Genomic DNA, 13,699 nt, shown 5'->3' on the forward strand with positions numbered 1-13,699 from the left:
CGACCACCCACATCCACGACAAGGAAGACCATGAACAACGCACAGCCGTCGACCATCGCCGTCCTCGGCCCCGGCGGCGTAGGCGGCCTGCTCGCCGGGCTGCTGTCCCGCACCGGCCACAAGGTGATCTGCCTGGCAGGCGAATCCACCACGCAGACACTGAACCGCGACGGCATCAGCGTCCGCAGCACGCACTTCGGCGACTTCGCCGCACCCGTGACCGCCGCGACACACCTGACCGAGCCCGTCGACTTCTGCCTGATCACCTGCAAGCAGACTGCCCTCAACGCGGCGCTGGAGCGCCTCCCCGCCGACGCACTCGCGGACGGACTGGTCGTGCCGCTGCTCAACGGCGTAGAGCACCCTGAGCTTCTCCGGCAACGCTACCGGCCCGAACATGTCGTGCCCGGCGTGATCCGGGTCGAGTCCACCCGCACGGCGCCCGGCGTCATCACCCACGGCAGCCCGTTCGTGCAGATCGACCTCGCCAGCACGACCGCATCACAGGCACAGATCGAAGCCGTGGCCGCCGTACTCGCCGGCGCAGGCGTTCAGACGCGAGTGCTGCTGGATGAGACCGCGACCTTGTGGGCGAAGATGTCGTTCCTGGCCCCCATGGCCCTACTCACCACCTACTACGGCATCACGGTCGGCGATCTGCGGACCGGACACCGCGATGAGCTGCTGACGCTGGTCGACGAAGCGACCACCGTCGCCCGCGCCTGCGGCGCCGACTCGAACGTCGCCGCGGTCATGAACGTCTACGACGCGTTCCCCGCCGAGACGAAGTCCTCGATGCAACGCGACTCGGAAGCCGGCAGCGTCTTGGAACTCGACGCCATCGGTGGCGCACTGCTCCGCGCAGCCGACCGGTACGGCATCGACGCCCCCCTTGCCGCCCGGCTGGTCACGGAACTGGCTGTCACCATGCCGCGACCATCACCCGGGACATCTGCACCTCGGTGTTCGCCCCGCTGAAGCGCCAGGTGGAAGGGGATATTTCGAGTCGTTCCCCGGACCATCCCGGACCATCGATTTCAAGATCCCTGGACCATCCCCGGACCGCGGAACAAAACGGACGGGATCATCAGGGTGCTCCGACGCGGATGCATTGCCGATGGCGACCCGGTTCCTGGACCAATCCTGGACCTGAAACGAAAAACCCCTGGCCAGCTAGGCTGCCAGGGGTTTTGCTACGGGTGCGCCGCCAGGGACTTGAACCCCGAACCCGCGGATTAAGAGCGTGCATGGTCCGGCGCTCGATGGTGATGCGGGGGTTTGGCGCATGCCGGTCGGTGTTGTTCTGTCCGCTTACATCCGCAGTCTGGTGTCAGTCCGTGCCGCTGAGTGTCACCGTGTCGCCGAACGTTCCCTGGACCATCCCTGGACCATCGTCACCGAAAGCGGTGGCCGTCTGCTCGAGGTGAACGAATGTGGTCCAGGGTGGTCCAGGGTTGTGGTCCAGGGAGCGACCGGCTATACCCCTGTTGAAATGCGGATAGAGTCGTTGTGCACGCCGGGCGGGCAGGCACCAAGGTTCGGCGCGGCTCGAAGCGCGACCCGGCTCCGTACGCCGAGGCTGCTCCGGTCCCGCAATTCGCGTGAGGCGGGGCAGGCCGCCGCCGTACCCTGGTGCGCGTGATCAGAGCAACACGGAACGAAGTCGGGCCGTGCGGCAGCCGGCAGGGCACCGCATCGCAGCAGGGCGAGGATGCCGCCGATGCGCCTCGCTAGGGTCCAAGTCGCCAACTACGTCCGCCTGCAGGACGTAGATATAGAGGTTCGGCACCACCTGGTCCTGATCGGCGCCAACGACGTCGGCAAGACCTCGCTGCTGCGGGCGGTGCAGGCTGTTCTGGGCCTCGGAGTGGGGCAGCTGTACCAGACCTACGGCCCGTCGGATCTTCGCGATGCCGACCAGCCGCTTGTAGTCGAGGTCGTGCTGGAGGAGTTCACCGCACAGGAAAAGACGCTGTTCCACCGCGAGATCGACGTCTCGCCCGACGGCCGCCGCGAGACGCTGACCGTCCGGCTGGAAGTGACGCTGGCCGAGGACCCTGAGCAGGTCGAGGTCCGCCGCTGGTTCCCTGGGCGCGGCGACGACCGTCCGCCGAGCCGCGAGCAGATGGAGGCGTTCGGTTGGCGCTACCTGCCGGCCACCCGTGGCACCGGCAACGCCCAGCTCGACGGCCCGGCCAGCGCGATGCGGGCGCTGCTGGACTCGATCGACCTGGGGGCCGAGCGCGGGGAGCTGGCCGCGATGCTCGCGGACTTCAACGCCAAACTCGGCTCGAGCATGACGTTGACCAAACTGCGCGAGGACGTCGCCGAGCACCTGTCCCGCGCGATGCCCCGGCAGATCGGCGCCGACGACCTGGCGGTGCGTTCGGTCGCGGACCCAACGGCCTCGGTACTGGGGAACGTCGCGATGTTCCTGCAGCGCGACGAGGCGTTCGTCGCTCTGACTGACCAGTCCGATGGCATGCGCCAGCTGATGTCGATGACGCTGTTCCTGCTCGCGCAGGGCGCGGCGAATGTCATCGCAATCGACGAGCCCGAACTGCACTTGCACCCCACTAGCCAGCGCACTGCGGCGAACCTGTTCGCCGGCGCGCAGAACCAGCTGTTGCTGGTCACGCACTCGCCGTTCGTCATGGAGCGGTTTGAGCCCTCGCAGGTGGTCGCGATTAGCCCTCAGGGCCGGGCACGTCAGCTGCATGCCTCAGCGCTGACCAGCATCGACAAGCTGCGGGCCCGGTGGTGGTCCTCGCGGCTGCTGGAGGCGCTGTCGGCGCGGTCGGTCGTCCTGGTCGAGGGCGTGGCTGACCGGTACATCGTCGAGAGCGTCGGCCGCGCCCTGGGCATCGGGCTGGACCGACTGGGCTGCACCGTGTTCGACATCGACGGAGCAGACAAGTTCCCCAAGCTCTTCAACTTCCTTGGCCCCAAAGGATTCGACGTTGAGCTGTTTGGCCTGGTCGATGACGATGCGAAGAACAAGTGGACGGGGGCTTTCGGCGGCAACCCGGCCAATGTTCTGGGCAGCCGGATCTGGGTGTGTGATCCGGACCTGGAGGGCGAGTACTGCACCGCCCTCGGAGGCCCGGCCGTCGCGCGGATCCTCATCGACGCGGGCGTGTGCAAGGAGGTAGACCTGCTCAAATCGGCCGGCGTATCCGCGATTGGCGACATTGCCGCCGAGAAGGCCGCGGACTTCTGCCGACAGAGCAGGAACAAGACTGAGGCGGCCCTTGCGGTGGCCGGCGCTCTGACGGCAGCCGAGGCCGCCAGCATCACCAGCGTCGCGGACATGCTGCGGGCGGTCGCGGCCCGGAGCCAGACGTGACCGAACCTCTGACCGCCGCGTCGCTCGCTGAAGCCCCCAGCGACGCGCTGCTGGTGATCGCACCGCCGGGCACCGGGAAAACCGAGCTGTTAGCCCGCCGCGCGGCGGTGCTGATCGAACGTCTGGAACCGCACCAGAAGATCCTCGCCCTGACGTTCTCCAACAAGGCCAAGCGGAACTTGGGAGCCAGACTGCAGCGCGAGCTCGGCACCATCCGGTTCCGCCGCTACATACGGGTGCGCAACTTCCACGGCCACGCCGCCGAGATCTTACGCTCCCACGGCCGCACCCTCGGGCTGGACCCCGCCTTCGCCATGCCCGATGCGCGCACCCTCACCCGCGCGCTGGAGACGGAGGTCGGCAACGACTGGACCGCTCGGGAGGCCATCGCGCGGGCTCTTCGGGAGGCCAAGCAGGGCGCGCGCGACGATTCCGAAGTCGCCGAACTGCTCGAGAGGGTCGACCTGCGGGCCGCGGGTCTGGAGCGTGGCCGGGTCGCCGCCGGGATCCTGCACTACGACGACCTGCTGCGCCACGCCCAGCGCCTGCTGCACGTAGACGCGATCGCCGAGCTGTACCAGAGGCACTACGGAGCGGTGCTGGTCGATGAGTTCCAGGACCTGTCGATGCAGCAGTTGGACCTGGCCATACGCAGCTGCACCGCCCGCCGCACTTTTGTCGGCGACCCCCTACAGGGCATCTACACGTGGGCCGGCGCCGAGCCGACCCAGGTGGAGGCCACCCTGCGGCAGATGTGCGGCAGCCCGTACACGCTCACCGTCTCCTATCGTTCCTCCCCGGCGGTCTTGGCCGTCGTCAACGCCGCGGCCGAGGAACTTGGCGGCGAGCAGCTGGCCGCCGCCGACCCCTCCGCCTGGCGAGATGGCGGGGTCTCGTGCGCTGTGGAGTTCGACAGCACCACCGAGGAGGCCGAGGCCATCGTCGAGGTTTGCGAGCGCATCCTGGCCCAAGACCCCGAGACTTCCGTCGGCGTCATCGTGCGCGCCGCTTGGCGGCGCAAGGAGCTGGAGGACGCCCTCGACAACGCGCACGGACTGCCCCGCTACCGCTGGGATCTGGCCATCGACGACACCGTGCTGGCCGAGCGACTCCGGGACGCCTTCCGGACCTTACCGACGACCTGCACCGTCGAGCACCTGCGAGACAAGGTCCTAGCGCTGATCGACCCCGCGGACGTCGACACCTACCAGCAGGCGGCCGAGGCCCTGGAGATGCTGGAGGAGCTCGCTGGACCGACAGGCGCGGCGTCCAAGGCCCTCGACCAGTTGACCATCCGCGCCGACGACCGGCCGATCGAGCCGGGAGTGCATCTCCTCAACGCGCACACCGGCAAAGGACAGCAATTCGACTGGGTGATCATCGTCGGACTGGATGACGGCCACATCCCCTCCTTCCAGGCCAGCGATAGCGAGGCGCTGGCCGAGGAACAGCGGGTGCTGCTTGTCATGCTCTCCCGCGCCCGCCACGGACTGATCCTCACCCGAGCACAACAGCATTTGTCCAAGGTCGGCAGGCCGTACCCGAAGAGTCCCAGCAGATGGTGGCGGCTGGTCGCCGACCCGTGCAGCACCCCCTGGTCGGAACTACGGCACCACCTCACCGACACCTAATGATCAGACCGGCCTCCTGCTTTAGCGGGAGGCCGGCACGGCGAGGAAATCGATCGCTAGGTGTCAGCCTCGACTCCTAGCCTTGAGGATGTGAGCACAGCGAACGACCCCCGCGGGGAGCGGTGGCCGCTGCCCGGCAAGCCGCACGGCTCAGTCGGCACTCGACACCACCTTCTCCCGCAATTGCACCAGCGCTACTTCGGCAACGAGCGCGGCATGATCGCCGTCGTCGACCGGGCCACAGGGCGCCGCTATACCGCGCCGATTCGCGATGCGGTCGCCGAAAGGGACTTCTACACCAGCGTCGACAACGATGGCGCCTTGGATGGCCGATCCGATCACCTGCTGACCTGGATCGAGGGGAATGCCGCGCCGGTGATCGAGCGCATCGTACGGCTTGGGCTGTTCCAGCCCTTCCCCCCGCCCTTCGCCGACCGGGAGAGCCTCTGCCTGTTCCTCGCTTTCCAAAAGACTCGGGGTCGCGCCGTGCGCCGCATGACTGAGCTGATGGGCGACACCTACATGCACGTCATGGTGCCGAAGGGCATGGACGAGGAGCAGGCGGCGGCGTGGTTGAGCGCGCGCGACGAAGAGCCCACGTCCGAGGCCATCGCGCAGGTGTGCTCGCTGAGCGAGATCGTCGACGACGTCGAGTTCGTGCCGGACCCCAACGCTCACATCGGCGCAATGGGCCCGCTGGCCCTGAAACTGTTCGAAGAGCTCATCACCCGCCCCTGGTACCTCGCTGTCTACGACGAGCCCAGTCTCGTTACGTGCGATGAGCCGGTCGTACTGTTCTTCGAGCAGGGCCGCCAGCCGGGACACCGCACCGGGATGGCGTTCGCGGACCAGATCTGGTTCCCGCTGAGTCCACGACACCTACTCATCCTCGGACGTGGTGACCGGTACGGACCTCCTCGACGGTTCGATGCCGACCCATCGAGCGTCGGCGATGTCAATCTGAGAATTGCCGCCAACGCCTACGAGTCGATCCTCATGCACCCCGATTATGACCATCTCGCCGGAATCGACATCCCGGCACCGGGAGCGTTGTTCACGGTCCACGCGCCGGGCTTTCCCCAGATCGAGCGCCACAACGGGAGGCCGAACCGGACTCGCACCCGCCGACGCCGCGAGTGACCGGGGGCGTATCAATCGCACGGCTCGCCCGTGCGGGCATCTTCTGCCGGGCTGACCAGACCGTGTATTGCACCGTGCGGGCCGTCGGGAGGGGACCGGCACCGAACGGTGGCCTACTTGCGCGGGAGGAGGGCGATAGTGTCGAAGCCGAGATCGATCGAGTGGTCAGTGACGGCCTCCCCTTTGTGCTAAAGGCCCGCACCTGCGGGAAGTACGCGCGACAAGTCCTGCTCTGGTCGCCGATGTGATGGCCCGCTCCTGCGCCGTGTCGGTGCAAGTTGCTACGGTCGCCCCATGGTGGCCGAGGCCGCATTGCGCGGTTATCTCTTGGAAGAGGCTCTTTACTGATCACGATGCGTACCGGCTGACGTTCAATCTGCCTGAGCGCATCGAGTCCTGGATCAGCGCGAACGAGGAGCGGCGGGTTGTCCGCACCCGGAGGATCAAGGCCGAGCTGCTATCGTCGATCACGATCTACGACACATACGGAGGCGAGTCTCAGGTCTACCGCCTGCGATACGACCCGACCACGCTGCGCCGCCCAGCTAGCGACACCGCGACTCAAGAGTGATCTCCAGCAACCCTTCGTAGAACGTCTGAGCGACCAGAAGGTCGGACGTCGCCTCCTACAGCGCTGTTGGCGTGCGCTGAGTCGCGGTCCGCTACGCTGTGGCGAATGATACTTCCCATGGGTAACGGGCACCGGGATGTTTGAACGGGGAATGCGGGTACGGCTGCGCGACCGCCGATGGGAGATCGAGGCGGTACACGGGGCAGGCAGGGACACATTTCTGGAGCTGCGGCGCGCCGACGACCGGCCCGGACCGCGCCGAATCAGTGTTATCGCCCGCCTGGAACCGACGCTGGAGCTGGAGCCCGCCACTCAGCTGCGTTTCGGCACCGGCAACCCTGTGCGCCTAGCCGAACTGCACAACGCCCTGGCGCTCACCATGGCCCACGGTCGAGGAGACCTGCTGGCGGCCGAGCACGGCCGGATCGAGGTGGAAACCTACCAGCTGGTCCCGGTACTGGCCGGGCTGCGCCAGCCCCGCACCCGGTTGCTGGTGGCCGACGACGTCGGGTTGGGAAAGACCATCGAAGCCGGCCTCATTCTGCTGGAACTCGCCCGTCGCGGTCGTGCTGACCGAGTCCTCATCGCCTGTCCCGCCGGTCTTCAGGACCAGTGGGTGGAGGAGATGCGCTTCCGCTTCAACCTGGAGTTCACCAAGGTCGACAGCCGCAAGTGGCTGGACCTACGGCGCAGCTACCCGACCACGGTCAGTCCGTGGACCGCGGTCCCGCTGGCCGTGTCCTCCATCGACTACCTGAAGACCAACCTGGCGGCGATCCAGGCCGCACCGACGTTTGACGTTGTGATCATCGATGAGGCGCAGCACGTCGCCCGAGCCTTCGCAGGAGAGGGACGCACCAACTCTACCGACCGAAGCCGTCTGGCCCGTACCCTCGCCGACCACTCACGCGAGCTGATCCTGCTGTCGGCAACTCCACACAACGGCTACAAGGAGTCGTTCGCCAGCCTGGTTCAGCTACTGTCCCCACACCTGGCCGCCGACGACGGCCGCGTCGATCCCGACGTCTTGAAGTCGTACATCGTTCGCCGCCTCAAAGACGACGTCGCCCGCGGCAAACCGCCGCAGCCGATCAGTCGCCGCAACAGCCCGCAACCGATCCCTGTACAAACCACAGCCCGGGAAAAGGAAATCCACCGCCGGCTGCGCGGGCACAGCAAGCGGGTGCTTGCCGCGCTGAAGGACACCGACTCCTACCACGTCGAAGCGTTCGCCCTGGAGGTCCTGCGCAAGCGCGCGCTGTCCAGCCCCTACGCCCTCTTGCAGAGCCTTCGCAGGCGTGCCGGCAGCCTCGGTGTGGAAACCACCGATCATGCCGGGAAGCGACGACTGGACGCGCAGCGGCAGTACCGTGCCGATCAAGTGTTGCCAGAGCAAGACCTGGAGTCGACAGAGGAACTGGCGCTATCGGGAGTGCCAGCGGCGAAGGCCGCCAACTTCGACCTCGACGGCGAGCGGCGCCTGGTGGCGACGCTGTTGGAGCTGGTGGAAGCAGTCACGCCCGGCGATGACAGCAAACTGACCGAGCTGCGTGGCTGGCTGCGCGGCTTCCGGGCCGGCCGTCGCGGCGACAGGGTGATCATCTTCACCGAGTATCGCGACACTCTGGAGTACCTGCAGGAAAATCTCGGAGTCGCTCCCATACTGCGGATCGACGGCAACGTGCCGCTGGCTCAGCGCCACGCCGTTCTCGCGGAATTTGCCCGCACCCCTGGGGCGGTGCTTCTCGCCACCGACGCCGCCGGCGAGGGGTTGAACCTTCAGGACGCCTGCCACGTAGTCGTGCACTACGAGCTGCCGTGGAACCCCAACCGGCTGGAGCAGCGCAACGGCCGGGTCGACCGCTATGGGCAGAAGGAGATCGTCGAGATCTCCTATCTGTATCTCACCGACACCCGCGACGAGGAGATCCTGCAGCGGCTACGCGAGAAGATCGCAGAAATCACCAAGCAACTCGGTTCCAGCAGCGACATCCTCGGCATTGCCGGACGCAGCGACGTCATCGACGCTCTGCTGGAAGACCTGCCAGAAGAAGAACTGGAAGCCCGGCTTCAAGCCGCCGCCGAACAGGTCCGCCAGTATCTCGACGACACCGGCGCGCTGGCGATTCTGCGCAGCAAACCAGATGAGAAACAGGCTGAGGCCGAGGCCGACGCCTCCCGCGACGCCGCAGGCTGGCTCCTTCCCGACTTCGACGAATTCCGCGACCTGGTCACCTCCGTACTGCGGCAAGACGGCGGCCACGTGACTGGCAGCGCCGACGTCGTCACCATCACCGCTGGCCCGGTGCTGTCTCAATACCCCGGAGTGCCCGCCGAGCCCTTCCCTGCGACGTTCCTGCGCTCGGTGGCTCTGGACCCAGACAACCGCGGCGTCGCCTTCCTCACGCCCGTCCATCCGTTGGTTCGAGCCGTTCTTCAGCGGGTCCGCACGCGGTTGTACGACCCCAGGGCCACAGACCGCGTCGCTGTCAAGGCTATTGTCGAAGGTCCGGAGGGGTGGCTGTTCACCACCATCGGCCGTCTACAGGCCGACGATGGCCGCCTCCTGGAGGAACCACTGATCCCCGTGTTCGTACCCTGTGGGCAGGGCGGTAAGCCGGGTGAGGCCTGCCAAGACCAGGCTTCCGACGTTCGTCGACTTCGCGTGCGGGCGGCACCCGTCGAGTCGAGCGCCGCCGCCGAGGCCGCAATGAACCGGCTCGCCTCCGGCTTCGACGCCGCAGCCGAGCACGCGACGCGCGAGGCCCGACGCCGCCTGGAAGAACGCACCCAACAGACACAAGACCAACTTCAAGCCGAAGCCGAAAGACTGATGCACGACCTGGAACGATGGAAGAACGCTGAGCTCGCTGAGGCCGAACGCCGCTTCGAAACCAGTGCCGGTCACGGCGTCCAGCTCGGTTTGTTCGCTGATGTCGGCCACGGCGACTTCCAGACACTCGACGAAGCTCGCAAGATTGTCGAGGAAGAGTTCCAGCTTCGGAGAGATGCGCTGCACACCGGATACTCGGTCGCAGCTACCCCCGAGCCCGAACTCGTCGGCTGCATCCTGCTGGTGGAGGCCGCCTCGTGCTGAACATCAGCGTCGTGGGCACAGCCCTATCCAGCTACTACCTGGCTGACCCGACCCAGTTCCTGCGCGAGCATCGCCCCCGTACAGGAATCGCCACCGCCGAAGCCGACATCCGCCAGACCAAAAGCGAGCTGCGACGGTTGGTCGCCGACGTCGACGAAACCAGTACGCTCGGCCAGACAAGAAACAGAGTCCTGCATTGGCTCACCCACTTCGGTTGGCAGTTTCCCACCCGCCCGGACACCCTTGAGGAACCTCTTATCGGGCACGATGCTGCCGAACAGCAGGCCGCATGGATTCTAATCAGCCCACCTGGCCAGCACCTGGACACCTCGCCTACCGGTAGGCGAGCCGGTAAGCTCCGCCCCCAACGCCAAGCCGAAGTCGTTGTCCGTGGAGGGACGCTCCCCGCTGTCCTGGTTACCAACGGTTCAGAACTGCGCGTGATCCGGCGCGACCCGGGCCTGGGCGGCGAAGCGAACTATCTGGCGATCGACCTGCCTGGGCTCGCAGAACTCGGCGATGAGCATGAATGGCGGGTCGTCTGGGCCCTACTGCGTCCAGACGCCTTCATCCCAGACGATGCCGGCGCAAACTTGTGGGACCTTGTCGAACGTGCCAGCACACTGGCGGCAACCGCCGTCACCGACAGCCTGTCCGACGGTGTGCGCATCGCCATCAGTCAAATCGCCAACGGTGCACTGGCCGACATGCGCCGCCGCGAAAACACTGATCCGCCAGCTCGCCTGCTGCTAGCTGACGCGCTCCGGGTCGCTTATCGCCTGCTGTTCGTCGCCTATGCGGAAGACCGCGGACTGTTGCCTGTCGGCACACCCGTATACGACCACGGCTACTCGCTGCGCACCCTGCGCCGCCTCATCACCGATGAGAACACTGTCTGGGAGCCCGACAGCGGCTTCTTGTGGCAGACCCTGCGAGCGACCTGGGGAATGCTCCGCGACGGTATCGATGCTGGCGAGCTTAAGATTGCTGGCTTCAACGGCGGACTGTTCGACCCCGAGCAATGTCCTTTCTTGGACGACCCCATCCTGGAGATCGGAGACACGTTCGTCCGCGAAGCCATCTACGCCCTGGCCTACTCCCAGCCGACCCGCAGCAGCCGCGGCAACGTCACCATCGGCCGACAGCCGATCAATTACCGCGAACTCGGGGTCGAACAACTCGGCAGCGTCTACGAAGGGCTTCTCGCATACGAACCCCACATCGCCGAGCAACCCAAGGCTGTCGTGCAGGTGGGGCGCGGCCAAAGCGCCGTCGAACAGGTTGTCAACGCCGATCAACTCCCCGAAGGCGTCGTCCAAATCCTTCGCGAGCTGCCGCAGGGCACCTTCTACCAGTTCCAGGCTACCGGAGAACGTAAAGGCTCTGGCTCCTACTACACCCCCCGGCCACTAGCGCACTTCGTCGTGGTCGAGACCCTGCGTCCACTGGTGGAAAACGCATCCTCGGAGGAGATCCTCAACCTTCGCGTGTGCGATCCCGCCATGGGCTCCGGAGCGTTCCTCGTCCCAGCTGTCCATTTGCTGACCGAAGCCTACGGCGAAGCCCTCATCCGCGAGGGCGCCGACCTCGACCACAAGCTCGATGACACCGAACGCGCTGCATACCGGCGCCTCATCGTCGAACGCTGCATCTACGGCGTCGATCTCAACCCTATGGCTGTGGACCTCGCGAAGGTATCCCTCTGGCTGGCGACTGCAGCCTCGGGAAAACCGCTTTCTTTTCTCGACGCCCACCTACGCTGCGGAAACTCTCTAGTAGGTTCACGTCTGGCAACGTTCGCGGGTATCCCCGTCCCCGCACGCGACAGTCGGACACCCGCAAACAACGAGTCGGCCGCTCCCACTCTCTTCGACCTGCCCGACCCAGACTTGGCCAGCGTCATCAGAACACGGCGGGAGCTGGCAGAAGCCCCGTCCGAGGACCGCCTACAAGTCCGGAACAAGGAACGGCGATTCGCGCGGCTCATGGCCAGCGAGGACTACCAGACACTTCAAGCGCTCGGCGACTGGTGGATCGCACCATTCTATCTTAACCAGTTCAATCGTGTTCCTGAGCTGTGGCGCGAGGGTCGACGTGGAATCAAAGAGCCGGCTGACGCCGCCATCGAACAGGTAGCGAAAGATCGAGTCGGTATCCTGCAATACATCCGCGACGAGATCAGGCCTTTCCATTGGGAATTTGAGTTCCCTGAGGTTTTCTTCGACGAATTTGGTATTCGGCGCCTTGACGCTGGCTTCGATGCCATGATCGGAAACCCTCCTTGGGAAGGCATCTTGTTCAAGTCTGCCGAATTCTTCGGAAGGTTTGACCCCTCATACTCTCTGCTCAAGCGCGCAGATCAACGCTCTACGAGAGAGGCCGAGCTCATGGCTCGGCCAGACGTCACGATTGCAAAGGAAGCAGATGACGTAAGGCTCGCTGGTGTCAAGAGCTTCATCAAGAATTCTGGCCTCTTTGTGATGCTCTACAGCCATGGAATCGCTTTCAACTACTACAGGGCTTTTCTCGAGCTGGAGATGAAGCTTCTTGCCCCTGCAGGGCGAATCGGGCTGACTATCGACGCCGGGGTTGTTGCCGGGGCATCAACCGCCGATCATAGGCGAGCGCTATTCGACCAGCACACCGTCGATTGGTTCGTACTTTGCGACAATTCGAATAAGATCTTCCCGATTGATAGTCGCGAACAGTTTCTTTTGCTCGTTGCGCAACGAGGTGGGCGGACCGACCCGCTGCCTTTCACCAGCGACGTCAGCACGCTCGACCACTTGCTCCACCTTGAGCAACGCACACTCCCGATCCCGCGTGCGACCCTGGATGCACTCGATCCAGAGAACATTGCAATTCCGGACACTCGTGATCCGGCGCTTCTTGACCTGCTGACTGCGATGTATGCAGGCCATCGTACTTTTCTGGATAAGATGCCTGTGGGGGGCTGGAAGATCGACTGGGGGCGCGAGTTTAACATTAGCGACGATCGCGCCAACTTTTCCATCGACGCCGAGGGGGCGCCTCTGCGCGAAGGAAAGCATATTCACCAATTCATCGGCAATTTTGCAGCTCCGACTTATCGCTTACTTCCGGAAGTTGCAGAGTCTAACCTTCTGAATCGCGCGCGGAAGCGCAGAAAGTTCAAACAGGACGCTCAATCGCTGCAAAGGAGACGTGGCGAAGTATTCCTCAACTCAGCTGAGTTGCGTAGTGGCGGTCTTGAGGTTCCGTTCGATCACTACAGGCCCGCCTTTCGGCAGACCGCGAGCGCGACAAACGAACGGACTCTTATTGCGGCAGTAGTCCCCCCAGGAACTGCACTAAGCGAGATGCTTCACTGGTTCTACCGGTCATCGTGGGATGCTGAGCGGCACGCTTATCGAACTGTGCTTCCAGCTCCTGCCATGGTTTACGTCGTCGCTCTAATGAACAGCCTTGTTCTTGATTTCGTAGTGCGACGTAGAGCTGGCTCTCACGTGACAAAAGCGATCATGGCGACGGCGCCAGTAGCTGACTTGCCCCTTGACAAAGGGCCGGGTGCCGACGTTGTTCGGCTCTCCGGGAGACTCACCTGTCGGGCGCCAGAGTTCGATGAGCTCGCCAATGTCCTCGGGGTCGAGTGCGCGCCCATCAGTGAGTCTGACGAGTACGAACTTCGTGCCGAGCTTGACGCAAGAGTCGCTCGCCTCTATGGGCTCAACGCAGATCAACTTGAGCTGCTGCTTGCCGATTTTCGTCAGAGCGATAGCGCCGAATCCTCGCCTGTGCGCCCGAGCGATGACTACAAGAACCGCGTCCGCAACTACTTCAAGTCGTTGGGAGCAGACGGCTCCACCCATTAGCCCTGAGTCGTCGGTGGGGTTACGTAAGCTCGTCCTCTGATGTTCACTGTCCGCGAAAGGTGG

General features: G+C 64.9%; 6 protein-coding genes. All 6 read left to right on the forward strand.

Going from position 1 to position 13,699, the window contains the following annotated elements; genetic code table 11:
- Positions 1-30 precede the first annotated feature (30 nt).
- Entirely contained in the window at positions 31-978 is a 948-nt protein-coding gene (locus tag ABD466_RS12360; protein WP_344657125.1) for a ketopantoate reductase family protein, read from the forward strand.
- A gap of 742 nt (positions 979-1,720) precedes the next feature.
- Positions 1,721-3,346 carry an ATP-dependent nuclease gene (locus tag ABD466_RS12365; RefSeq protein WP_344657126.1) on the forward strand — a complete coding sequence of 542 codons (1,626 nt, stop codon included), beginning with the start codon at positions 1,721-1,723 and terminating at the stop codon, positions 3,344-3,346.
- Entirely contained in the window at positions 3,343-4,977 is a 1,635-nt protein-coding gene (locus ABD466_RS12370; protein WP_344657127.1) for a UvrD-helicase domain-containing protein, read from the forward strand. The genes ABD466_RS12365 and ABD466_RS12370 overlap by 4 nt, the downstream gene beginning before the upstream one ends.
- A 90-nt stretch (positions 4,978-5,067) precedes the next feature.
- Positions 5,068-6,117, forward strand: coding sequence for a DUF4238 domain-containing protein (locus tag ABD466_RS12375; protein ID WP_344657128.1), 1,050 nt, complete (start codon positions 5,068-5,070; stop codon positions 6,115-6,117).
- Positions 6,118-6,824: 707 nt separating this feature from the next.
- Complete coding sequence (locus ABD466_RS12380; protein WP_344657129.1) at positions 6,825-9,785, forward strand: helicase-related protein; 2,961 nt, start codon at positions 6,825-6,827, stop codon at positions 9,783-9,785.
- On the forward strand, positions 9,779-13,636 hold the full coding sequence (locus ABD466_RS12385) for an Eco57I restriction-modification methylase domain-containing protein (RefSeq protein WP_344657130.1): 3,858 nt from the start codon (positions 9,779-9,781) through the stop codon (positions 13,634-13,636). The genes ABD466_RS12380 and ABD466_RS12385 overlap by 7 nt, the downstream gene beginning before the upstream one ends.
- Positions 13,637-13,699: the final 63 nt, after the last annotated feature.

The sequence above is a fragment of the Catenulispora subtropica genome, from assembly GCF_039531675.1.
GTDB lineage: Bacteria > Actinomycetota > Actinomycetes > Streptomycetales > Catenulisporaceae > Catenulispora > Catenulispora subtropica.

What these genes read in the sequence shown, in the direction of transcription:
- ABD466_RS12360 (WP_344657125.1), top strand. Translation starts at nt 31, where the DNA reads ATGAACAACGCACAGCCGTCGACCATCGCCGTCCTCGGCCCCGGCGGC.
- ABD466_RS12365 (WP_344657126.1), top strand. Translation starts at nt 1,721, where the DNA reads ATGCGCCTCGCTAGGGTCCAAGTCGCCAACTACGTCCGCCTGCAGGAC.
- ABD466_RS12380 (WP_344657129.1), top strand. Translation starts at nt 6,825, where the DNA reads ATGTTTGAACGGGGAATGCGGGTACGGCTGCGCGACCGCCGATGGGAG.